This is a genomic window from Agrococcus sp. ARC_14 (genome assembly GCF_022436485.1).
GTDB lineage: Bacteria > Actinomycetota > Actinomycetes > Actinomycetales > Microbacteriaceae > Agrococcus.
Window position 1 is genome coordinate 2611453 of sequence record NZ_JAKUDO010000001.1, and the last position, 22035, is coordinate 2633487.

Genomic DNA, 22035 nt, shown 5'->3' on the forward strand with positions numbered 1-22035 from the left:
CGGCTGCCGGCGCGCCGACAGAGTGTCAGGTCGGCGCTCGTCTGTCGCGACAATCGAGCTCGAACCCGACACGCTGTGCGCCCAGCGCAGCCGAACGGCGCTGGTCACGCCGAGAGCCGCTCCGCCACCTCGCGGTGCAGGTCGAGCAGCGGCGCTGTGCGCTCCTCGGGGCCGCGGCCGAAGCCGCACTCGGTGGCGATGCCGAACGATGCCACGGCAGTGCGCGCAGCCTCCGCACGGCGCAGCGCTCCCGCAACGCCGTCCTCGTGGTGCACCAGGCCGAGGAAGACCTGGGTCTCGCCCCATTCGACGCCGGCGAGCGACGCGAAGTACTCGGCATCGTCGCGCTCGATCGGCACCGGCAGGTGGATGAAGTCGACGCGTCGCCGAGCATGGGCGAGCACCTCGCGACTCACGGCAGCGAGCTGGCCCGCATCGGCCGGCTGCACGAAGTGCGCCTCCTCGACGTCGCCGTAGCAGAGGTGGTAGCCCTGCTCGACGCCCTCCGGCACCCATGCGCCGACCTCCACCAGCCGCTCGACGACACCTTCGAGGGCGCCGCCCTCCCACCATGGCCCGACCGCGAACGCGGGGCGGCGATCGTGCTCGAGGATGGCGAACTCGACGGCCGCATCGAACTGGATCGCCAGCTGGTCGTGCGGGATCGCCTCGAGGATGCGGTCCAGCTCTGCCTGCAGCGCATCGCGGTAGATGGGCTCGAAGGCCGCGCGGCTGCCGGCCTCGATGAACGCGCCGACGATCGCGATGGGCGTCGGCAGCGACACCTGGAAGCGGATCGCTGTGCCGATGACGCCGCCCTCCTTGAGCGCGGCGAAGCGCTCGTAGGACTCGATCGCCGCGTTCGCGTAGCCCAGCTCCGGCAGCACCACGTCACCCGTGACGCGGAACTGCCGCACATCGAAGGTGTCGCGGATGCGGTACCCCGGCTCGCCGACGCGCTCGAGACCGGGCGTCTGGTCGAAGCGCAGCGTCTGGAACTGGATCCAGTAGAAGCGCTCGCCGACCTCGCCGTCGGGGATGCGCGGCACGTCGCCGAGCCGATCGGCGACGACGCGGAAGACGGATTCGGCGTCGGGCTGGTTGATGCTGCCGACGAGGTGCGTGGGAGTGGCTGCGGTCATGCGTCCATCATGCGCGCAACCGGCCCGCGCCCGCTTGCCCGTGACGCCCCGTGACGCTCGGGCTCAGCGCGACGGCGCGCGTCGGGCCTCGGATCCGCCTTCCGGCACGGCGAGGGCAGCCTCCACCCGGTCGACCAGCCGCCGAGCCCGCTCGACCGCGTCGGAGAGAGCGGTTCCGGATGCGTCCCCGAGCGCGAGCGCGTCGGTCACGCTCGCCGCGAAGCCCGTTGGCGCGCTCGGCAGCCGCGCCGCAGCGGCCACCAGCCCCTTCTCGTTCGTCGACCATCGGAGGTCGCGCCCGTGGATCGCGTGCGCCGAGATCAGCGCGGCGTGCGCGAGGCAGAGCGCGACGTAGGCGGCGTCGCCGCGAGCCGCGGCCTTGGCGGCCGCGTCGACCGAGAAGCTCGCCTCCCAGATGCGGTCGGCGAGCGCGGATCCGAGCGCCGCGGGCATCTCCTGCATGCGCTCCCGGCGCTCGTTCAGCGCCCCGCTCGGATCCGCGAGCATCCGGCCGAGCGCCAGCTCCGCGCAGTAGCCGGCGTCGAGGAAGCCGTGCGGGTGCCCGGGCTGGGCGTGGAAGGCGAACTCGCCGCGTCGCGCTCGCTCCCACTGCGCCTCGACCCGTTCGAGGTCGCGGCGGATCCAGTCGACCGCGGTGCCGTCGACCACGAGCCAGGCGCCGCCGTCCACCCACGGGCCCCACGCGCCCGACTGCGTCCAGCGCGCGGGCGGCGCCGAGGCATCCGACCACCCCTCGGCGAGCGCCGCGATCGCCTCCTCGTCGACGGCACCGCGCAGATAGATGCCGAGGTCGGCATCGGAGCCTGGCGCCGCAGCGCCGCGGGCGCGCGAGCCGCCCAGCATGACGCCCTCGACGCCATCGATGCGGCAGAGGTCGCTCGCCATGGCGAACAGGGCGGCGTCATCGAGCACGGTCGGGAGCCTAGCGGGCGGTCACCAGCGCCTCGACGCCGGTGATCAGCAGTGCGAGGCCGAATCGGAACGATCGCGCACGGCACCGGTCTGCTCCCACTACTCGAGATCGGTCTCCGCCAGCGTGAGGCGCTCCTGCTCTGCGACCCAGCCCTGCGCCGCGCCTGCGTCGTCAGCCTTCGTGCACGCCTTGACGAAGTTGGCACGCGCGTCGGCGGCACACGGACGACCATCCTTCACCTGTCGTCCGTGTGTAGCACTCGTCTCAGGAGCCCTGCGGACGACCCCGCACTGATCCCCGCTCGACGAGGATGGGGGCAGGGGTATCGATGACGACATCAGTCAGCGGCTGGCCGAGGAGATGGTCATAGATCATCTCGGTGCTCGCCGCTCCTGCCTCGCGCATCGGCATCCTCACCACAGTGAGTGCCGGCACCGCGAAACGCGCGAGCCAGGGGTCCTGAAGCGTGACGAGAGAGAGATCCGAGGGGATGTCTATGCCACGATCGTGTGCCGCCGAGGCGGCTCCAAAGGCGGCGTTTGCGCTCGCCACCACCACGGCTGAGGGGCGTCGATCGTGGTCGAGCAGACGGCGCATTGCGGCCGCCCCGTCCTCAGCCTCCCAGCCGCCTTCTTGCACCCATCCGTCGAGGCAGACGAGCCCGTGATTCGCCATGGCCGCGAGGAAGGCATCGCGGCGCCGCCCGGCAGCATCGTGCAACGGACGGCCACCGACGAACCCGATGTCGCGATGGCCACGCTCGACCAGATGGCGCGCGGCTATGGCCACGCCGACGGCATCGTCGAGGATGACGGAACCTGTGTAGCCATCGATTCGGGAATTGAACAGCACGGTGGGAACCTCGAGCTGCAGGCTGGCCCGCAGCTCGTTGTCGGTCATCGACTCGGGCCGCTGCAGGATTGCCCCGTCCACGCGGCCTCGGCCGACGATCGACGCGACGTCGCGCTCGTCTCCTACTGAGCCGACGATGACGACAGAACCGTGCTCGTCGGCGGTGGCTTCGACGCCGGCGAGCAGCTCCGCGAAGATGGCGTTGTTGACGTCGGGGACGAGCAGCGCGACCGCGCCAGCGCGGCGCGTGCGCAGTCCCCGCGCCTGGTGATCTGGGGCGTAGCGCAATCGCGTGGCTGCTTCGCGGACTCGCTCGCGAGTGGTCTCGCTGATCCGTGCTCGGGCATCGCCGCTCAGGACTCGCGACGCGACGGAGCGCGAGACACCGGCCGCATCCGCGACGTCCTGAAGGCTGGCCATGGCCTGCAACCGTAGCAGCGGCCCGCGTATGCCTGAGCGACCGCCTAGAGCTCTGATCCCAACCCGATCATCTCCGACCGGATCCGTTCCCCAGCGAGCTCCCGATACGCGCTGCTGCTCTGCAGGGACAGCACAGTCGCGACCGCCGCAGCCTGGCCGTACTCGAAGCATTGGGCCGTCACTCGACAGGATGCGAGCGCCTCGTGCTCCGCGCTGAGGCATCGTCCCGCCACGATGATGTCCTCGCCCCGCTCTGGAACGAGTGCCAAGTACGGAACCTCGTAGAAGTCATCGAGCAGCCAGTGCAGCTTCGGACGCTCGCCGACGTGCAGCTCGATGGGCCACGGCGACCTGGCGATCCCGTCGGGTCTCTTGCGGAGACCGATCACGTCGTCGTTGGTGAGCGTCTCGACACCGGTGATGGTCCGGGTCTGACGGATGCCAGCCTCCACTCCGGTGTCGATGACGTAGGCGCCACGGCAGCTGTCGAAGGCATCTCGGAAGAATCTCTCGTATTCGCGCACCTGCCGGCGCCCGAGGATCTCGGCCTCCGTGAAGTCTTCGGGATCGATGACGTTGAGCATCCGCCCGTCGGCGCCGCTGAGGCGAGTCGCGTTGACGAGCAGCTGGCCCGGCTGCGGCGTCGCGAACGCCCAGATCTTCTTCCGGGGCAGGTCCAGGCCTGCATCGCTCGCCGCTGCGATGCGATGGGTCGTGGCCTCGGAGCAGATGGTGTCTGCGCCCCATTCCTGCCAGAACGCCGCTGCGTCGACTCCGCCCAGCCGGAAGAACATCGTCGGGTTCTGGATGGCGCCCTCGTCACCGAAGGTGTAGTCCAGACCGGCACGCACGGCAACCGCGCCATCGCCCGACGCATCGATGGTGCGCCGTGCCAGCACGACCGCGCGGCCTGCGTTCGACTCGATCACCACGCCGCGATGGCGATCGCCGTCGAGGACGACGCCGGTGACCGCCGTGTGGAACAGCACGCGGACGCCAGCTCGCGTCAGCATGTCGTCGGCGGTCTCGCGCCAGACGAGGGGATCGTGGGCGACCGTCCAGGTCTTGCCGTACGGCTGCGGTGCCGTCAACCCGTGACGCTGCTCGAGCCCGACCATGAACCGTTCGGTGAAGCCGCGGACGACCTGCACGGGTGTCGAGCTGCGGTCGCTTGCTTGGAACAGGCCGCAGATAGTGCCGGACATCCCAGCCACCGCGGCGCCACCCGCGAATCCGTACTTCTCGATCACCACGCTCGAGAGCCCCGCCTCGGCGCATGTGACGGCTGCCGCGACGCCGGCAGCGCCGGCACCGACGATGCAGACGTCCACCTCCGCGAGCACAGGAAGATCGGATCCGTCGGAGACGGCGTCCAACTGCCAGATGGCCAATCGAGGGGTCGTGCCAGCGGTCATCGTGTGCTCCTCCATCATTCGCCCCGGAATTCGGGCTGCCGCTTCTCGACGAACGCAGCGACACCTTCTCTGCCGTCGTGCGACGCAAACAGCAGATCCAGCGCGGCACGCTCCTCAGTTCGCCCAGCCGGGGCCAAGTCGATGACGCGACAGGCCTCGCGCACCGCTAGCGGCGCCCGTGCGGCGATCTGGCTCGCGACCTCGAGCGCCGTCGACGCCGCAGCGCCCGGCGCGCAGAGCCGCGTGACGAGACCCACCTCGTCGCCCTCCGCAGCGCTGAGGACACGGCCCAGCAGGACGACTTCCTTGGTGCGACGTCGCCCGATGAGCGATGTCAGCCGCTGGGTGCCACCCCAACCGGGTATCAGGCCGAGCGTGACCTCAGGCAATCCGAACCGGGCAGATTCGGATGCGACCACCAGGTCTGCGGCGAGGGCGAGCTCCATCCCCCCACCCAGCGCCATCCCTTCGACGGCCGCGACGATCGGGACGGGTGTGCTCTCGATCAGATCGACGAGAGCGTTGGCAGCATCGGTGAGCGCACGCACCTCCTCGTCGTCGCCGCGCGCGTAGGTCGCGATGTCGGCGCCTGCGCAGAACACGGCATCGGTGCCGCGGAGCACGATGACGCGCGCCCGCGACGCGGCGTCGGTCAGGGCTGCGATGCACGCGGTCGCCATCGCCATCGTGAGCGCGTTGCGCTTCGCTGGTCGATCCAGAGAGACGACGGCGATCTCGCCGTGCCACTCGGTGACCACGCGGCCCTCCGCAGGGGCGTCTTGCGCCAGCGTGACGACGCTCATGCCGCGACCTCCCCGGTCAGTGCGTCGATCGTCTCGCCGTCGATGCCGAGCTCGGCGAGCACCGCGTGCGTATCGGCGCCAAGCGCGGGCGGCAGGGTGCGGACACCCGGGCGCACGCCGTCGTAGGTGACGGGGTGCCCGATCGTGCGCACGCGCCCGGCCTGCGGATGCTCGAACTCGATGATCGACTCGTTGTGCAGCACCTGCGGATCGATCTCCACATCGGCGTAGTCATGGACGGGCGCGTACCAGACGCGGTGCTCCGCAAAGCGGGCCTCCCATTCGGCGAGCGGCCGGCCGGCAAGGTGCACTGCCACGCGGCGGTTGACCTCGTCCCGACGCTCGTACGAGTGCTCCTCACCGACTGCGACGAACCAAGGATCCCCGAAGAGCTCTGTCAGCGTCGCGAGTGAGTTCAGAGAGAGCGTGACGTGCCGGTCAGCGGTGGGGAAGACTCCGTAGGGCGCCTTGTAGTACCCGGACGAGACGCCGCTGGGACTGCGCTGGCCGGCGAAGCCGTTGAGGTGGTACGAGAGCGGCTCGATCTGGAGGTCGAGCGCGGCGTTGAGGAGATTGCTCTCGACGAGCGTGCCCACGCCGGTGCGCTCGCGGCCATGCAGCGCCGCAAGGATGCCGAGCGCGCCGAGCGTCGCACCATGCTGGTCCACGATCGACGCCCCGGTCGGCGTCGGCGGCTGGTCGCCGGCTCCCGTCGCAGCAGCCAATCCTGAGAGCGACTGCAGCAGGACGTCCTGGCCCGGCCGATCACGGTAGGGGCCGTCCGGGCCGTATCCGGACAGCGAGCAGTACACCAGTCGCGGATTCAGCGCGTGCAGCTCGTCCCATCCCAGGCCCAGTCGCGCCATCGCGCCAGGCCTGAAGCTCTCGATCAGTACGTCGGCGCGCGTGACGAGTTCTCGGATCGTCTCTCGCCATTTGGGATCCTTGAGGTCCGCGCGGATGCTGCGGACGTTGCGATTGCCTAGCAGGAAGAACACGCTCGTGTCGCCGAGGTAGGCGTCGGGGCCAGACCACGAGCGCTCGAACGCCCCTTGCGGAGGCTCGACCTTGATCACCTCCGCACCAAGATCCGCGAGCGTCTGCGTGGCGGATGGGCCCTGCAGGAAATGGGTGAAGCTCAGTACGCGAATGCCCTCGAGCACAAGCGCCTCCTCTCTCGATGTCGTGGAGACGTGGAGCATGATCCGGTGGGGCATGCCTGTCGTCTGCGACTCAGTACAGCACGTGCGCAACCGATTGTCCACCGGCGCGAGCAAATTTGAACAATCGGTTGCGCTGCACGTCTGCCGCGTGCTTGAATGCCCGAAATCGCGGTCGGACTTCTGCCCGAGGCCCGGCACCTCGATGAGCGACGGCGCATGCCGTCGTCGACGAAGACGGTGGAGGCGCAGGACAATCCTGTGTTCCCACGAACAACTCTCAAGCGTCAGCACGAGACAAAGGAGCCTCCGTGACCCAGCAGACCCAGCAGACCCAGCGGCCTTCGCAACCAGCTTCGGTGCTTCGCCGAGTCGTCGCGGCGTCGATGGCCGGCACCGTCATCGAGTGGTACGAGTTCCTGCTCTACTCGGCCGCGTCGGCCCTGGTCTTCGGCGTGATCTTCTTCCCCCAGACCGGCAACGCGCTCGACGGGGTCATCAGCGCCCTGCTCATCTACGCCGTGGGCTTCATCGCGCGACCGCTCGGCGGCATCATCTTCGGTCGGCTCGGCGACAGGCTCGGCCGCAAGAAGTTGCTGCAGGCGAGCCTGCTCCTCGTCGGTGCATCGACCTTCGCGATCGGCTGCATCCCGAGTTTCGAGACGATCGGCTACGCGGCACCGATCCTGCTCGTCACCGCCCGAATCTTGCAGGGCATCGGTGTCGGAGGTGAGTGGGGCGGAGCGGTGCTGCTGGTCGGCGAGCACAGCCCCAACGCAAGCCGAGGCTTCTGGACCAGCTGGCCGCAGGCGGGGCTGCCCCTCGGAAACCTCCTCGCCACGGCCGTGCTGGCGACGCTGGCAGCCGTCCTTCCGGAGCAGTCATTCCTGTCTTGGGGCTGGCGAGTCTCCTTCTGGCTCTCCGCCGTGATCGTCATCGTCGGCTATTACATTCGGACGCGCGTCGATGAGGCGCCGGTTTTCATCGAGGCGAGGGAACAGGCTGAGGCGAGCGCTGAGCAGCAGCCGACGCTCGTGCAGATCATCCGCACCTACCCGCGCCAGATCCTCATCGCGATGGGCGCTCGAGTCGCCGAGAACATCATGTACCAGCTTGTCGTGACGTTCTCGATCACCTACCTCGCCTTCACGATCGGCAGCACGACTCTGGAGATCCTTGTCCTGCTGCTCGGCGCCCACGCCGTGCACTTCGTGACGATCCCATTCTTCGGACACCTGACCGATCGATTCGGCCGAAAGCCCGTCTTCCTCACCGGGTCGCTGCTCGCCATCGGATGGGGCTTCGTGGGCTTCCCCCTCATGTCGACCGGTGAGGACATCCTGATCCTGCTCGGGATCGTGCTCGGCCTCATCGTGCACGGTCTGATGTATGCGCCTCAGCCTGCGCTCATGGCCGAGATGTTCCCGACCCGGGTCCGATACACGGGCGTCTCCCTTGGGTACCAAGTGACGTCCATCTTCGCTGGTTCACTCTCACCGTTCATCGCGACCTCCTTGCTGCGCGAGCACGAGACCTGGTGGCCCATCGCGATCTATCTCTCGATCGCTGCAGTCATCTCCACGATCGCGGTCTTCTTCGCCACAGAGACTCGTGGCGCCGACCTCGCGACCATCGGGACCAAGGAGCATGCGAAGTCCACGGCGCCTTGACCTAGGGCAACCGCACGTCTGTGCGGCGGCAAGACCGGTGTCGCGGCGAGATGCCTCAGCACGTCGAGGCATCTCGCCGCCACGCGTCAGCGGCGCATGATGCGGCGCGCCAGCCCGTTGCCGAGCGCCTGGATCACCTGCACCACGAGCACCACCACGACGAGCGCCGACCAGGTGATGACCTCGTCGAACTGCCGGTAGCCGTAGGTGATCGCCCAGTTGCCCAGGCCCTCGCCGCCGACCAGCCCGGCGACGGCCGACATGTCGACGATCGCGATCACCGCGAAGGTGAAGCCGAGCACGAGCGGGCCGAGCGTCTCGGGGATGACGACCGTGCGGATGATGCGCCACGGGCTCGCACCGGTCGCCCGTGCCGCCTCGATGACGCCGGCGGGCAGCGCGACGAGGTTCTGCTCGACGATGCGTGCGATGCCGAAGGTCGCGGCGAACGCGATCGCGAACAGCGCGTACTCGGTGCCGATGCCCTTGCCCACGACCAGGCGGCCGATCGGCTGCAGCGCCGCGAGCAGGATGATGAACGGGATGGGTCGGAACGTGTTCACCAGGATGTTCAACACCCACCAGACGACGCGCTGCTGCAGGATGCCGCCGTGCCGGGTGACGTAGAGACCGGTGCCGATGATGAGACCGCCGATGCCGCCGAGGACGAGCGAGACCGCGACCATCCACAGCATGATCCCGGTCTGCTCGAGCAGGTCGGGCAGGATCTCTGTGATCTCGTTCATCGCTGCTCCTCCACGCGCACGCCTGCGCCGATGCCGGCGAGTGCGCGCTCGACCGCGTCGTCGCTGCCGCGCACCGCGATCGTCAGCAGCCCGTAGACGCGCCCCTGGATGTCGTCGACGCCGCCGTGCACGAGGTTGAAGTCGACGCCCGCGCCCGCGAGCGCCGAGAAGACGCGGGCCTCGCTCACGCCCTCGTCCGTGAACGAGATCGTGAAGAAGCGGCCCTCGTGCTTGGCGCGCAGCTGCGCGAGCTCGTCGCCCTCGGGCAGCGCCCGCACCACGGTCTGCACGAAGCGCTTCGCGGTGTCGGTCTGCGGACTCGTGAACACGTCATAGGTGGCGCCCGTCTCGACCACCCGCCCCGCATCCATCACCGCCACGCGGTCGGCGATGCGCGTGGTCACCTCCATCTCGTGCGTGATCACGACGATGGTGACGCCGAGCTCGCGGTTCACGCGGGCCAGCAGGTCGAGCACCTCTGCCGTCGTCTCGGGGTCGAGGGCGGATGTGGCTTCGTCGGCGAGCAGGATCTGCGGGTTCGCGGCGAGCGCGCGGGCGATGCCGACGCGCTGCTGCTGCCCGCCGGAGAGCTGCTCGGGGTAGGCGCCGGCGCGGCCGCCGAGGCCGACGAACTCGAGCAGTTCCTCGACTCGGCGCCTGCGCTCTGCCCTGCCGACGCCGATCACCTCGAGCGGGTAGGCGACGTTGCCCGCGACCGTGCGCGAGGTCAGCAGGTTGAAGCGCTGGAAGATCATGCCGATGCGAGTCTGCTGCTCGCGCAGGCGCTTGCCGCGCAATCCGCTGATCTGCACGTCGCCGACCGTGATCGAGCCCGAGGTGAGGGGCTCCAGCTGGTTGATGAGGCGCACGAGCGTCGACTTGCCGGCGCCCGAGTAGCCGATGATGCCGAAGATCTCGCCCTGCTCGATCTCGAGCGAGACCTCATCGACAGCGACGATCTCGTCGCCGCCGCGCTTCGCGGGCGGGAACCGCTTGCTCACCCGGTCGATCACGATGTGCTGTGCCATGGTCGTTCCTCTCGATGCCGCAGGGAGCGCGCAGCGCTGGCCGGTCGCTGGCGATGTCACTGCGCTTGGAGGGCCTCCTGCACGGCCTCGAGCGAAGCGACGAGCTCGTCCTTCGGCGTCTGCACGAACACACCAGTGCCGCCGGAGGACTCGAGCGCACCGGCCTGGACCTCCTCGTTCGTCTGGAAGATCTCGACCAGGCGGTTGAGCACCTCGTCGTCGGCGTTCTCGGCCGTCGTCGCGAAGATGTTGATGTACGGCTGCGCGGCCGGGTCGGTCGGGTCGTCCTGCGCGAGCGCGTCGGCCGGGTCGATGCCGGCGTCGGTCAGGAAGTCGTTGTTGATGACCGCGGCGGCGACATCCGGCAGCGAGGTGGCGGTGATCGCGGCGTCGACAGCGCTGACGGTCACGCGCGACTCGGCCTCGATGACGTCATCGACGGTCGAGTAGGGGCTGCCGCCGTTCTCGAGGGCGATCAGGCCGGCCGCCTGCAGCACGAGCAGACCGCGTGCCTGGTTCGTGTCATCGTTCGGCACGATGACCTCGCCGCCGTCGGGGATCTGCTCGATGTCGTCGTACTGCGACGAGTAGAGGCCGATCGGGTAGGTCGCGGTCGAGCCGATGGGCTGGAGGTCGTCGCCTGCCTGCACGTTGTAGTTGGCGAGATAGATGATGTGCTGGAACTGGTTGATGTCCAGCTCGCCTTCGCTCGTCGCCGGGTTGGGCTGGTTGTAGTCGGTGAAGTCGACGATGTCGAGCTGGATGCCCTCGGCCTCGACCGCCTCCTCGTACACGCCCCAGTACGGCTCGGCGGCTCCAACCACGCCCAGCTGCACAGGATTCTCGGCGGTGCCGAGCTCGGCGTCGCCGGCTCCGGCGGTCGCGCTGCAGCCGGCGAGCGCGACGGAGACTCCGAGTGCGCCGACGAGGGCGGCAGAACGTGAGATGCGGATGGACATGGTGGCTCCTTCAAGTGCGGGGATGCCACCACGGTAGGAAGCGCGCGCCTCGATCCAGCAATCGCGCTGTCACGCATCGTCACACAGCGCGGAGCGCGGCGATCACCGCCACGAGCGCATGACCGATCAGCAGCCAGGGCCCGAAGGCGAGCGTGCGACGACCGAGCGCCAGCGCCACCGCACCGGCCATCCCGCCAACGACCACGGATGCGGCCAGACCCGCGAGCGGGACGGCCCACCCGAGCGTCGCGGTCGCGAGCGCCAGCGCCCCGCCGAGCTTCACATCGCCCATGCCCATGCCGCCGGTGATCGCCATGAGCAGCAGCACGGCACCGCAGGCGAGCGCGGTCAGCGGCGCCGGCTCGCCGGTGAGCACCCGCACCCCGCAGGCGAGCGCTGCCACGAGCAGCAGCGGCAGCGTCAGCGCATTGGGCAGCCGCCGCTCCGTCGCGTCGATGCGTGCCAGCGCAGGCGCGGCCGCTGCGGCGGCCGTGAGCGGCACGATCGCGACCCCGTCCCAGCCCTGCGCGAAGAGCAGCCACGCGACCGCCGCTGCAAGCGGCAGTCCGAGCAGATCGAGCGGCCGAATCCGCAGGGGCGGACGCGGGCCGGCGAGCTCGCCCGCCGTCGCCTCCGCGAGTGCTGTCATGGCCGCAACCGTAGTGAGGGGCGGGCCGGTGGCGGGATCGCTGTCCACAGCCCGGGTGGAGGGCAGCGCCGTCGCTCAGCGGTGCGGCCAGGCCTCCAGCGCGCGCTCGATGCGGGCGCGCACCGTCGGCGACACCCGCTCGACCAGCGCGAGCTCGGGCTCGACCGGCCGCCTGCCCGGCTGCGGCGGCCACCGCCAGGTGCCCACCGCCCGACCGTCGACGAGCACCGCCGGCTTGAACACCCCGTTGCTGCCGGGCACGAGCGCCTCGCGCATCGCGGCACTCGCGATCAGCGCGCGATCGCGATACCCCAGCACCCACTCGTCGAAGCCCGGCACCAGCAGCACACCCGATCGGCCCGCCGCCTCCTGCTCCGAGGCGATCCACATCGGCACGCCCTCGACGAGCACCTCGACCAGCCCTCCGGCGCGCGCGACCGCGGCCCGCGCATCCGTCTTCGTCAGGCCCGTCCACCAGGCGAAGTCGTCGGTCGTGACCGGGCCGCGCGCGGCGACGTAGCGCCGGGCGATGCCGGCGAGGCCAGCCTCCGGGTCGTCGACGGCGATGGGTGCGCTCGGCACGAGCGTCTGCTGCGTGCCCGCGAACGGACCCCAGTGCATGCGGCGCTCCATCGCGAGCTGGCTGATGAGCATGTATCCGCGGCCGCGGCCGGTCTCGATGCCAGCCGCTTCCCACACCTCGAGCAGCGCGGCGCGAGTGCGGGGCGCCTCGGCGACCGCGGCCACCGCGATGTCCCGCGCGCGATCGATCGTCGCGTCGTCGAGACCGCGCTCGCGGCGCTGCGGGGCGGATGCGCGACGGATGCGCTCGGCCGTCCAGGCGAGCAGCACAGCCAGGTCGTCGGGGGCGATGGCGAACAGCGTGCCGCGCATCGGCCAGGAGCGCACGATCTCGCCGCGGTCGAATGCCGCGCGCACCTGCGCGATCGTGGTGCCGGGCGCCGAGCGGATTGCGATGGCCCGCAGCACCTGCGCCAGATCCTGGCCCTGCATCGCGACCATGCGGCGCACGACCTCGGCGGGAGTCGGGCCGGCAGGAGTCGCGCCGGCGGGAGTCGGGCCAGCGGGCGCCGCGTCGGACGCTGGGTCCGCGGGCGTCTCGCCAGCCGCGGCGCCGAGCGGCGTCGCGCCTGGCGCCGGAGCGCCGGCTGCGCTCGCCCCCGACGCCACCGTGCCGCGCAAGCCCTGCGCGACCAGCCGCATCCGTCTGGCACCTGCGGTGGTCAGCTCGAGCATGCGCTCACGCTAGCGCCGCCCGCCAACGCCAGCCTCGCCCATCCACTGCGCCCGTTCACGCCGACGCCGCAGCCCGCCCACCACACGAACGCGACCCCGCTCACCGAACCCGACCTGGTGCACCAGGTCGGGTTCGGTGGAAGGGGTCCGCCACGCACCGCGCAGCCGTCGCACGAGCGGCCTCGATCGCAGTCGTCGAGCCGCCCCGCCTCAGCCCTCCAGCAGGCTCGTCACGAGGGCAGCGATGCGCGAGCGCTCCGAGCGCATCAGCGTGATGTGGCCGAACAGATCGTTGCCCTTGAGCGTCTCGATCACGCTCGCGACGCCGTCGTGGCGGCCCACGCGCAGGTTGTCGCGCTGCGCCACGTCGTGCGTGAGCACCACGCGCGAGTTCTGGCCGATGCGCGACAGCACGGTCAGCAGCACGTTGCGCTCGAGCGACTGCGCCTCGTCGACGATCACGAAGGCATCGTGCAGCGAGCGGCCTCGGATGTGGGTGAGCGGCAGCACCTCGAGCAGCCCTCGGTCGGCGACCTCGTCGAGCACGTTGTCGCCCACCAGAGCGCCGAGCGTGTCGTAGATCGCCTGGCCCCAGGGGTTCATCTTCTCGTCCTTGTCGCCCGGCAGGTAGCCGAGCTCCTGGCCGCCCACGGCGTAGAGGGGGCGGAAGACGATCACCTTCTTGTGCATGCGGCGCTCGAGCACTGCCTCGAGCCCAGCGGCCAGCGCGAGCGCCGACTTGCCGGTGCCCGCAGAGCCGCCGAGCGACACGATGCCCACCTCGTCGTCGAGCAGCAGGTCGATCGCGAGCCGCTGCTCGGCCGATCGCCCGTGCACGCCGAAGACCTCGCGGTCGCCGCGCACCAGCGAGATCTCGCCCTTGCGCGTCACCCGGCCCAGCGCAGAGCCACGCTCGGAGGTGATCACCAAGCCGGTGTTGAGCGGCATCTCGGCGACCAGCCGCGTCTCGAGGCGCTCCTCCTCGTAGAGCACGTTGATCTGCTCGCCCGAGAGCGCGATCTCTGCCATGCCGGTCCAGCCCGAGTCGACCGCCTGCTCGGCGAGGTACTCCTCCGCGGGGAGGCCGATCGAGGCGGCCTTCACGCGCATCGGCATGTCCTTCGAGACCACGCAGACGTCGAGCCCGTCGGCCGCGAGGTTCGAGGCGACCGCGAGGATGCGCGAGTCGTTGTCGCCCAGCTGCAGGCCGCTCGGCAGCACGCCCTGGTTGGTGTGGTTCAGCTCGACGCGCAGGCTGCCGCCGCCCTCGGTCGGCACGGGGAAGTCGAGCCGCTCGTGCGCGGTGCGCAGGTCGTCGAGGTTGCGCAGTGCTCTGCGGGCGAAGTAGCCGATCTCGGGGTCGTGCCGCTTCTTCTCGAGCTCGGCGATCACGACCACGGGGATCACGACCTGGTGCTCTGCGAAGCGGTGCATCGCCCCCGGGTCCGACAGCAGCACGCTCGTGTCGATCACGTATGTGCGCTGGCGAGTCTCCGTGGTGTCGACCTCGAAGGCTCCGGCTGCGGGGGTGGTGGCGAGTTCAGGCACGAGGCGCTCCCTTCCGACCTAGGGTCGGATCACGCGGCCGTCGCCTCCCGTGGTGCTCGCAGGCGCGATGGCCGCTCGCTCGCCGGGCGGATCTGCCCGACAAGGCCGAATCTACGCTCGCGGCACGCGCTTGGCCTGCGACGACACACGGATGCCCAGGGACTGTTCACCTGCACGAAACCTCGCGGGTCGGCGGTCACTTCCCGTAGCGGCGGTGCCGCAACCCGTAGGCGCGGACGGCGCGCAGGAAGTCGACCTCGCGCAGGTCGGGGCCGAGCGCCTCGACGAAGTAGAACTCGCTGTGCGCGCTCTGCCACAGCATGAAGTCGCTCAGTCGCTGCTCTCCGGAGGTGCGGATGACGAGGTCGGGATCCGGCTGACCCGCGGTCGAGAGGTGCTCGGCGATGAGCTCCGGCGTCAGCCGCTCCGCGAGCTCCGCCGGGCTGACCGTGTCGGACTTCGCCAGGATCCGTCGCACCGCCTCGACGAGCTCGTGCCGCCCGCCGTAGCCGACCGCGAGGTTCACCTGGATGCCGACATTCTCTGCGGTGCGAGCGACGGCCGCCTCGATCGCGCCCACCAGCGGCGCCGGCAGGCCCTGCACGTCGCCGACGTGGCGGATGCGCCGGCCGGGCTGACGGGAGAGGTCGTCTGCCAGCTCGGCGATGATCTCGCACAGCTCGCCGAGCTCGTCGGTGGCTCGGCCGTAGAGGTTGTCCCTGGAGAGCAGGTAGAGCGTGACGACCTCGACGTCGATCTCGGCGCACCAGTCGACGAACTCTCGCAGTCTCGCCGCGCCCGCACGGTGGCCGTGGCCGGCCGTCGCGAGGTTCTGCTCGCGCGCCCAGCGGCGATTGCCATCGATGATCATCGCGATGTGCCTGGGCACCGGGGCGCGCTCGAGGTCGCGGCGGAGTCGCCGCTCGTAGTAGCGGTAGACGAGCCGTGAGCCCGGAGCACTGCGCAGTCGCACGCTGACGAATCTATCGGGCGCTCGCAGAAGCATGCGTGCCGCGCCACTGCGTACGCCCTACGCTATAGGCATGGCAGCACGTGCACACGACCGCGCGCAGGACGACGACTCGTCTGACGACGGCCCGCTCGGCGGCGCCGCCGGCGGCGCCGCCGCCGCACACCTCCCGTTCATCGAGGCCGCAGGCGAGGCGATCGCCGAGGCGCAGGCCGAGGGCAAGCCCACCTGGCGCGGCTGGATCCACGCCGCCACCGCTCCCCTGGCGCTCATCGCCGGCATCGTGTTGGTCGTGCTCGCCGACGGCGTGGTCGCGACCTGGTCGACCGCGGTGTTCGCGCTCTCCGGCGTGCTGCTGTTCGGCATCTCCGCCGTCTACCACCGCTTCCACTGGCAGGAGCACACGCGGGTCGTGCTCAAGCGGCTCGACCACGCCAACATCTTCCTGCTGATCGCCGGCAGCTACACGCCCATCGCGATGCTGACGCTCACCTCCCCCACCGACTGGATCCTGCTGTCGGTCATCTGGGGCGGCGCGCTGCTGGGCATCGCCTTCCGCGTCTTCTGGCTCACAGCACCGCGCTGGCTCTACGTGCCGATCTACCTGGCGCTCGGCTGGGCAGCGGTCGCCTTCATGGGCGACATCTGGGCGGCGAACGCCGTGACCGCGACCCTCGTCATCGCCGGAGGCGTCGCCTACACGGTCGGCGCGATCTTCTACGGCACCAAGAAGCCCAACCCGTTCCCCGGCCACTTCGGCTTCCACGAGCTGTTCCACGTCTGCACCGTGATCGCCTTCCTGTGCCACTGGACGGGCATCCTGCTCGTCGCGCTCGACCCGCCCGCCTAGGGCGCAGCGGCTCCCAGCCTTCGCTCGGCGGGCAGGCCTAGCGTGAGGAACCATGCGCCTCGCTCGAACCGCAGCCATCGTCGCCGCTGCCGCCGCCGTGCTCACCGTCTCGGGCTGCATCCTGCCACCGCCGCTGCCGACCGCGCCGCCCCGGCAGACGGTCACGCCTGTGCCGCAGCCGACCCAGACGCCCCAGGCCTCCGGGGCGCCGCAGGTCGAGGTGGTGCCTGTGGAGCCCGACGGCCCCGTCACGACCACCGACGAGACGACCGCCGACACCGGCGAGCTCTACGCGGGCAGCCAGGGCGAGACGGTCGACGGCTACTGGCCAGACGCGGCAACCGACATGGTGCTCGAGCCGACGCGCGGCACCCCTGCGGTGGCGCCGGGCATCGCGCTGCCGGTGAGCGAGAATGGCGACGAGCTCTTCGCGGGCGAGCCGCACACCGCTGACGCGAACCTGCTGCTGACCTCGATCGGGCGGATCGAGATGGAGTCGGAGGCCGGGCAGTTCACCTGCAGCGGCACCGTCATCAACAGCGATTCAGGCCTGATCGTCGTCACCGCGGCGCACTGCGTCTGGGACGACGACTCCCGCGACTACTTCGACAGCATCTCCTTCTCCCCCGGCTACGAGAACGGCGAAGCACCCTTCGGCACCTGGGAGGCCGAGGAGCTCTGGGTGCCGGAGCAGTACCTCGAGGCCAACACCCGCTGGCTCGACGGTGCCGACGACGACGGATGGATGGGCTTCGACTTCGGGTTCATCCGCTTCGCCCCGCAGGACGGACAGACACTCGAGGATGCCGCCGGCGGCCAGGGCGTGAGCTTCACCGCCGAGACCAACGGCGTCGTGATCGCCGGCTATCCCGGCAACGACGACTTCAACGCGGAGGTGCTGCGCTACTGCGCGGAGGACGCGGTGAACTACGGCGCGGGCGGCGACGCCAACTACGGCGCCGACTGCGCCATGGGCGACGGCGCATCAGGCTCCGGCTGGGTCTCGAACCTCGAGGAGTCCAGCGGCGCGGGCCACATCACGGCCGTCTACTCGAACGGTGGATCGAGCGGGGCCTACGGCCCGCCGCTGGGCATCACCGCCTGGAACGGCCTGCAGTCGCTCGACGGTTGAGCAGGGAGGGCGCATGCGGCAGAGCCGCGTTGCGCCCGGACGGCTCAAGGTCGAGGAGCGCGCCTGCGCAGCAGGCACGCATCACGAGACCAGCCACTGAGGGCTTGCCCTCGAGGTGGGAGGCTCAGCCCTTGTCGTCCGCGTCCTGCACCTGGCCGAACGCACCGACCTGCTTCGGCGCGGCCTGCGGCTGCTTCGCAGCAGCACGACGCTGCTGGCGGTTGCCGCCCGCGCCCTGCGCCTTCGCCTTCGCAGCGACGGCCGGGTTGCCGCTCTTCGCTCGCGCCTTGCCGGTCGCGGCGCCGAGCTCTGCACCCTTGTCGTCGTGCACCGAGGCCTCGCCGTCCTCGTCGGGCGCCGAGTAGGTCAGCTTCGAGGTGTCCTCCTCGACCTGCTCGAGCCCGCCACCCTCGAGCGCAGGCGCTGCAGCGGTCGTGCCCTGCTGCACCTTGACCTCGAGGTTGAACAGGAACGTCACCGACTCCTCGCGGATCGCCGACATCATCTGCTGATAGAGCGCGAAGCCCTCGTTCTGGTACTCGACCACCGGGTCGCGCTGCGCCATGCTGCGCAGGCCGATGCCCTCGCGCAGGTAGTCCATCTCGTACAGGTGGTCGCGCCACTTGCGGTCGATGACCGACAGCACGACGCGTCGCTCGAGCAGCCGCATGGCCGGCGAGCCGAGCTCCTCCTCGCGCTTGCCGTAGGCGATCCTGGCGTCCGAGAGCAGCTGCTCGTAGACGAAGTCGGCGGTGAGCCGCGGCTGCGCCTCTGCGACGACCTCGTCGATCGCGATGCTGACGGGGAAGACCTGCTTGGCGTCGTTCCAGAGCGACTCGAGGTTCCAGTCGTCGCTGTCGTTGCCGACCGCGTGCACGTCGACGATCTCCCGGATCGTGCCCTCGAGGAATCCCTGCACCCTGGCGTCGAGCTCGTCGCCGTCCAGGATGTGCCTGCGGTCGGAGTAGATCGCCTCGCGCTGGCGGTTCATGACGTCGTCGTACTTCAACACGTTCTTGCGCATCTCGGCGTTGCGCGACTCGATCTGCGCCTGTGCGGAGCGGATCGTGCGGGAGAAGATCTTCGACTCCAGCGGGATCTCGTCCTCTTCCGCATCCGCTGCCAGGAATCGCTGGGCGACCGAACCGCCGAACAGGCGCAGCAGGTCGTCCTGCATCGAGAGGTAGAAGCGGCTCTCGCCCGGGTCGCCCTGGCGGCCGGAGCGACCGCGCAGCTGGTTGTCGATGCGGCGCGACTCGTGGCGCTCGGTGCCGAGCACGTAGAGGCCGCCTGCCTCGATGACCTTCGCGGCCTCCTCGGCCACGGCTTCCTTGACCTCGGCGAAGACCGCGTCCCAGCGCTCCTCGTACTCGTCAGGGGTCTCAGAGGGGCTGAGGCCGAGCTCCTGCATCTGGGTGACCGCCAGGTGCTCGGCGTTGCCGCCCAGCATGATGTCGGTGCCTCGGCCGGCCATGTTGGTGGCGACGGTCACGGCGCCGAGGCCACCGGCCTGCGCGATGATCGCGGCCTCGCGCGCGTGGTTCTTGGCGTTCAGCACCTCGTGCTTCACGCCGCGCTTGGCGAGCTGCGTCGAGAGGTACTCGCTCTTCTCGACGCTCGTCGTGCCGACGAGCACGGGCTGGCCCTTCTCATGGCGCTCGACGATGTCGTCGACCACGTGCTTGAACTTGCCCTCGACCGTCGCGTAGACGAGGTCGGAGTTGTCGATGCGCACGAGCGGCTTGTTGGTCGGGATGGGCACCACGCCAAGCTTGTAGGTCGCCATGAACTCGGCGGCCTCGGTGTCGGCGGTGCCCGTCATGCCCGAGAGCTTCTCGTAGAGGCGGAAGTAGTTCTGCAGGGTGACCGTCGCGACCGTCTGGTTCTCGGCCTTGATCTGCACCCCTTCCTTCGCCTCGATCGCCTGGTGGATGCCTTCGTTAAAGCGGCGTCCCTGCATGATGCGGCCGGTGTGCTCGTCGACGATGAGCACTTCGCCGTTCATCACCACGTAGTCGGAGTCGCGCTTGAAGAGCGCCTTCGCCTTGAGCGCGGTGTTGAGGAAGGAGATGAGCGGCGTGTTCGCCGACTCGTAGAGGCTGTCGATGCCGAGCAGATCCTCGACCCGCTCGATGCCGGGCTCGAGCACGCCGACCGTGCGCTTCTTCTCGTCGACCTCGTAGTCGACCTCCGGCCGCAGCCGCTTGGCGATGCGCGCGAACTCGGCGAACCAGCGGTTGGCCTCTCCCGCGGCGGGACCGGAGATGATGAGCGGCGTGCGGGCCTCGTCGATGAGGATCGAGTCGACCTCGTCGACGATGGCGAAGCCGTGGCCGCGCTGCACCATCGCCTCCTTCGAGTGCGCCATGTTGTCGCGCAGGTAGTCGAAGCCGAACTCGTTGTTCGTGCCGTAGGTGACGTCGGCGGCGTACTGCTCGCGCCGCACCTCGGGCGTCTGACCGGCGAGGATGCAGCCGGTGGTCATGCCGAGCGCGCGGAAGACGCGGCCCATGAGCTCCGACTGGTAGCTCGCGAGGTAGTCGTTGACCGTGATGACGTGCACGCCCTTGCCGGAGATGGCGTTGAGGTAGGCGGCGATCGGCGCGACGAGCGTCTTGCCCTCACCGGTCTTCATCTCGGCGATGTTGCCGAGGTGCAGTGCCGCGGCGCCCATGACCTGCACCTCGTACGGCCGCATGCCGAGGGTACGCTTGGCGGCCTCGCGCACGGCCGCGAAGGCCTCGGGCAGCAGATCCTCGAGGGTCTCGCCGTCGGCGAAGCGCTGGCGGAACTCGTCGGTCTCGCCGGCGAGCTCGTCGTCGGACAGCTCTTCGAAGGCGTCCTCGAGCGCGGTGACGTCCTTGGCGATGCGCTCAAGTCGGCGCCGGAGCCGGCCCTCGCCGGCTCGCAGCATGTTCTCGAAGATATTGGCCACGGTGCAGTGCCTCCCGTGTTCAGGGGAAAAGATGACGGTTCGGTAACCGACTGCTCATCCTAACAACGCAAACCCAGCGGGGCCCCGGATGCGTCCAGGGCCCAGCTGGGAGGGGTTCAGGACGCAGCGCGCTCGGCTTCGACGACCGGCTCGGACACCTCGTCGTCGAGGGTGATGACGCCGTAGGACCAGCCCTTGCGACGGTAGACGACGGCGCACTCACCGTTGGCATCGTCGATGAAGAGGTAGAAGGGGTGGCCGACGAGCTCCATCTGATCGACGGCATCGCGCACGCTCATGCGCTTCGCGGGGAAGCGCTTCTGGCGGATCACGACGGGCGACCACTCGTTCTCGGCCTCGTGCTGCGCCTCGACGGTGGGGATCGATCCGGTGCGGACGGCCTCGACGACCGCGGGGTCTGCAGGCGTGATGTCGACCTGGTCGAAGCCGTTCGCGACGGCATCGTGGAGCGGCGTGCGGCGGCGGGCGCTGTGGTCGGTGCGCTTGTCGTGCACGCGGCGCGCGCGCTCCATGACGCGGTGGAAGGCGGAGTCGAACGCCATGTACTTGTCGGGTCCATCGGATTCAGCGCGGATGATGGAGCCAGGACCGTGGACGGTGATCTCCACGCGGCCGCCGGCGACCGACGTATGAGGAACCGCGTGCCGGGTGAGCTTGACATCGAGAGCGGTGGCGCGCGGCAAGAGCTGGGTGACCTTCGTCAGCTTCTCCTCGGCGTACGCACGGAATCGGTCTGTGATGTCTGCGCCCTTGGCGCCGAACGTGATGTCCATCGTGGCCTCCCGGAATGATCGGCGTCGGCGCAGTGGCTGCTGGGCCGACTTGCGTGCCGTCACTCTACCCCCGCCGACCTTGGCTCACGCCAGCGGTTCCACCACCCTTCGCTGTGTCCTCGCGACGGCGGCGATCCCGACCGGCTCGCACCCAGCCGCACGCAGCGCACGCACCGCCTCGCGCACGGTCGCCCCGCTCGTCACGACGTCGTCGACCACCACGACCGGTCGCCCGCCGAGCGCCCGCACTGCGCGCGGAGGCAGCACGAGCGAGCCCTGCGCCGCCAGCGCGCGCTCCGCGACCGTGCGCTCCTTCTGCGCGCCGCTCCGCCGCGCAGCGCCTCCCCTCCTGAGTGCGATCGAACGCAGCCCGGCCGCCCGCACGACGAGCGCGACAGGGTCGAACCCGCGCCGACGCATCCCCGCCCGACTCGACGGCACGCGCACGAGCTCGGCCTCCGGCAGCACGGCCAGCACCAGCTGCAGCCCCGCCGCGAGCGCCCGCGCCTCCGCTCGCGCGCCGTGCTCCTTGCACGCGACCACCAGCGAGCGCACCGGCCCCGCGTACTCGGCGGCGGCCACGAGCGGCAGCCCGTCGAGCACCTCGCGCACCGGACCGGCCAGCAGCAGCGCCCTGCATGCTGCGCACACGGCGACGTCGAGCGCGTCGCAGCCGGCGCACGCGACCGGCCACAGCACGCTCGCCGCCTCGCGCAGCGCCGCGGTGAGCTCCATGTCGGGAGCATGCCGGGCGGATGCGCGGGCGCGCTC

Annotated in this window: 20 protein-coding genes; 3 read left to right on the forward strand and 17 right to left on the reverse strand. The window is 70.0% G+C overall.

Annotated features, from left to right (window positions below; translation table 11 throughout):
- Nucleotides 1–104 precede the first annotated feature (104 nt).
- The 7 genes from MKD51_RS12860 to MKD51_RS12890 all read right to left on the reverse strand — a co-directional run bounded on the left by MKD51_RS12860 (nucleotide 105) and on the right by MKD51_RS12890 (nucleotide 6783).
- Nucleotides 105–1142, reverse strand: a complete 1038-nt coding sequence (locus MKD51_RS12860) for a hypothetical protein (RefSeq protein WP_240240694.1) — start codon at nucleotides 1140–1142, stop codon at nucleotides 105–107.
- Nucleotides 1143–1205: 63 nt separating this feature from the next.
- A complete protein-coding gene (locus MKD51_RS12865) occupies nucleotides 1206–2075 on the reverse strand; it encodes a nucleotidyltransferase domain-containing protein (protein ID WP_240240695.1) in 870 nt (289 codons plus the stop codon).
- Nucleotides 2076–2174: 99 nt separating this feature from the next.
- Nucleotides 2175–2315 carry a hypothetical protein gene (locus MKD51_RS12870; RefSeq protein ID WP_240240696.1) on the reverse strand — a complete coding sequence of 47 codons (141 nt, stop codon included), beginning with the start codon at nucleotides 2313–2315 and terminating at the stop codon, nucleotides 2175–2177.
- A 25-nt stretch (nucleotides 2316–2340) separates the two neighbouring features.
- Nucleotides 2341–3348: a LacI family DNA-binding transcriptional regulator gene (locus MKD51_RS12875; protein WP_240240697.1), complete on the reverse strand. Its 1008-nt coding sequence runs from the start codon at nucleotides 3346–3348 to the stop codon at nucleotides 2341–2343.
- Between the two features lie 44 nt (nucleotides 3349–3392).
- Complete coding sequence (locus MKD51_RS12880; protein ID WP_240240698.1) at nucleotides 3393–4763, reverse strand: FAD-dependent oxidoreductase; 1371 nt, start codon at nucleotides 4761–4763, stop codon at nucleotides 3393–3395.
- A gap of 14 nt (nucleotides 4764–4777) precedes the next feature.
- Nucleotides 4778–5566, reverse strand: coding sequence for an enoyl-CoA hydratase-related protein (locus tag MKD51_RS12885; protein ID WP_240240699.1), 789 nt, complete (start codon nucleotides 5564–5566; stop codon nucleotides 4778–4780).
- Complete coding sequence (locus MKD51_RS12890; RefSeq protein WP_240240700.1) at nucleotides 5563–6783, reverse strand: CaiB/BaiF CoA-transferase family protein; 1221 nt, start codon at nucleotides 6781–6783, stop codon at nucleotides 5563–5565. The genes MKD51_RS12885 and MKD51_RS12890 overlap by 4 nt, the downstream gene beginning before the upstream one ends.
- A gap of 254 nt (nucleotides 6784–7037) precedes the next feature.
- On the opposite strand from MKD51_RS12890, the gene MKD51_RS12895 reads away from it, so the two are divergent.
- Entirely contained in the window at nucleotides 7038–8396 is a 1359-nt protein-coding gene (locus tag MKD51_RS12895) for an MFS transporter (RefSeq protein ID WP_346986717.1), read from the forward strand.
- An 86-nt stretch (nucleotides 8397–8482) separates the two neighbouring features.
- Here MKD51_RS12895 and MKD51_RS12900 read toward each other — a convergent pair whose 3' ends face one another.
- The 7 genes from MKD51_RS12900 to uppS all read right to left on the reverse strand — a co-directional run bounded on the left by MKD51_RS12900 (nucleotide 8483) and on the right by uppS (nucleotide 15556).
- On the reverse strand, nucleotides 8483–9142 hold the full coding sequence (locus tag MKD51_RS12900) for a methionine ABC transporter permease (protein ID WP_240240701.1): 660 nt from the start codon (nucleotides 9140–9142) through the stop codon (nucleotides 8483–8485).
- Complete coding sequence (locus MKD51_RS12905) at nucleotides 9139–10170, reverse strand: ATP-binding cassette domain-containing protein (protein ID WP_240240702.1); 1032 nt, start codon at nucleotides 10168–10170, stop codon at nucleotides 9139–9141. The genes MKD51_RS12900 and MKD51_RS12905 overlap by 4 nt, the downstream gene beginning before the upstream one ends.
- A gap of 56 nt (nucleotides 10171–10226) precedes the next feature.
- Nucleotides 10227–11129: a MetQ/NlpA family ABC transporter substrate-binding protein gene (locus MKD51_RS12910; protein WP_240240703.1), complete on the reverse strand. Its 903-nt coding sequence runs from the start codon at nucleotides 11127–11129 to the stop codon at nucleotides 10227–10229.
- 79 nt (nucleotides 11130–11208) lie between these two features.
- Nucleotides 11209–11778, reverse strand: a complete 570-nt coding sequence (locus MKD51_RS12915) for a prepilin peptidase (protein WP_240240704.1) — start codon at nucleotides 11776–11778, stop codon at nucleotides 11209–11211.
- Nucleotides 11779–11853: 75 nt separating this feature from the next.
- Entirely contained in the window at nucleotides 11854–13035 is a 1182-nt protein-coding gene (locus MKD51_RS12920; protein WP_240240705.1) for a winged helix DNA-binding domain-containing protein, read from the reverse strand.
- A 210-nt stretch (nucleotides 13036–13245) separates the two neighbouring features.
- Nucleotides 13246–14583, reverse strand: coding sequence for a PhoH family protein (locus tag MKD51_RS12925; RefSeq protein ID WP_240240706.1), 1338 nt, complete (start codon nucleotides 14581–14583; stop codon nucleotides 13246–13248).
- A 196-nt stretch (nucleotides 14584–14779) separates the two neighbouring features.
- Nucleotides 14780–15556: a polyprenyl diphosphate synthase gene (gene uppS / locus MKD51_RS12930; protein ID WP_240240707.1), complete on the reverse strand. Its 777-nt coding sequence runs from the start codon at nucleotides 15554–15556 to the stop codon at nucleotides 14780–14782.
- Between the two features lie 70 nt (nucleotides 15557–15626).
- Between uppS and MKD51_RS12935 the strand changes: the two genes are divergently transcribed.
- Together MKD51_RS12935 and MKD51_RS12940 are read left to right on the forward strand one after the other, a co-directional pair.
- Nucleotides 15627–16403 carry a hemolysin III family protein gene (locus MKD51_RS12935; protein WP_240240708.1) on the forward strand — a complete coding sequence of 259 codons (777 nt, stop codon included), beginning with the start codon at nucleotides 15627–15629 and terminating at the stop codon, nucleotides 16401–16403.
- Between the two features lie 52 nt (nucleotides 16404–16455).
- Complete coding sequence (locus MKD51_RS12940) at nucleotides 16456–17535, forward strand: hypothetical protein (protein ID WP_240240709.1); 1080 nt, start codon at nucleotides 16456–16458, stop codon at nucleotides 17533–17535.
- 124 nt (nucleotides 17536–17659) lie between these two features.
- Here the strand turns inward: MKD51_RS12940 and secA are convergent, their stop codons facing one another.
- The 3 genes from secA to MKD51_RS12955 all read right to left on the reverse strand — a co-directional run bounded on the left by secA (nucleotide 17660) and on the right by MKD51_RS12955 (nucleotide 21999).
- The gene (gene secA / locus MKD51_RS12945; RefSeq protein WP_240240710.1) at nucleotides 17660–20470 is read right to left on the reverse strand and encodes a preprotein translocase subunit SecA; all 2811 of its coding nucleotides are present in this window, start codon (nucleotides 20468–20470) and stop codon (nucleotides 17660–17662) included.
- Nucleotides 20471–20586: 116 nt separating this feature from the next.
- Complete coding sequence (gene raiA / locus MKD51_RS12950) at nucleotides 20587–21264, reverse strand: ribosome-associated translation inhibitor RaiA (RefSeq protein WP_240240711.1); 678 nt, start codon at nucleotides 21262–21264, stop codon at nucleotides 20587–20589.
- 84 nt (nucleotides 21265–21348) lie between these two features.
- Entirely contained in the window at nucleotides 21349–21999 is a 651-nt protein-coding gene (locus MKD51_RS12955) for a phosphoribosyltransferase family protein (RefSeq protein ID WP_240240712.1), read from the reverse strand.
- Between the last annotated feature and the right edge of the window lie 36 nt (nucleotides 22000–22035).

Bases quoted from the DNA above. Each gene is read 5' to 3' on its own strand.
- MKD51_RS12860 (WP_240240694.1), bottom strand. From the start codon at position 1,142: ATGACCGCAGCCACTCCCACGCACCTCGTCGGCAGCATCAACCAGCCC.
- MKD51_RS12875 (WP_240240697.1), bottom strand. From the start codon at position 3,348: ATGGCCAGCCTTCAGGACGTCGCGGATGCGGCCGGTGTCTCGCGCTCC.
- MKD51_RS12880 (WP_240240698.1), bottom strand. From the start codon at position 4,763: ATGACCGCTGGCACGACCCCTCGATTGGCCATCTGGCAGTTGGACGCC.
- MKD51_RS12885 (WP_240240699.1), bottom strand. From the start codon at position 5,566: ATGAGCGTCGTCACGCTGGCGCAAGACGCCCCTGCGGAGGGCCGCGTG.
- MKD51_RS12890 (WP_240240700.1), bottom strand. From the start codon at position 6,783: ATGCCCCACCGGATCATGCTCCACGTCTCCACGACATCGAGAGAGGAG.
- MKD51_RS12900 (WP_240240701.1), bottom strand. From the start codon at position 9,142: ATGAACGAGATCACAGAGATCCTGCCCGACCTGCTCGAGCAGACCGGG.
- MKD51_RS12905 (WP_240240702.1), bottom strand. From the start codon at position 10,170: ATGGCACAGCACATCGTGATCGACCGGGTGAGCAAGCGGTTCCCGCCC.
- MKD51_RS12910 (WP_240240703.1), bottom strand. From the start codon at position 11,129: ATGTCCATCCGCATCTCACGTTCTGCCGCCCTCGTCGGCGCACTCGGA.
- MKD51_RS12915 (WP_240240704.1), bottom strand. From the start codon at position 11,778: ATGACAGCACTCGCGGAGGCGACGGCGGGCGAGCTCGCCGGCCCGCGT.
- MKD51_RS12920 (WP_240240705.1), bottom strand. From the start codon at position 13,035: ATGCTCGAGCTGACCACCGCAGGTGCCAGACGGATGCGGCTGGTCGCG.
- MKD51_RS12935 (WP_240240708.1), top strand. From the start codon at position 15,627: ATGGCAGCACGTGCACACGACCGCGCGCAGGACGACGACTCGTCTGAC.
- MKD51_RS12940 (WP_240240709.1), top strand. From the start codon at position 16,456: ATGCGCCTCGCTCGAACCGCAGCCATCGTCGCCGCTGCCGCCGCCGTG.
- raiA (WP_240240711.1), bottom strand. From the start codon at position 21,264: ATGGACATCACGTTCGGCGCCAAGGGCGCAGACATCACAGACCGATTC.
- MKD51_RS12955 (WP_240240712.1), bottom strand. From the start codon at position 21,999: ATGGAGCTCACCGCGGCGCTGCGCGAGGCGGCGAGCGTGCTGTGGCCG.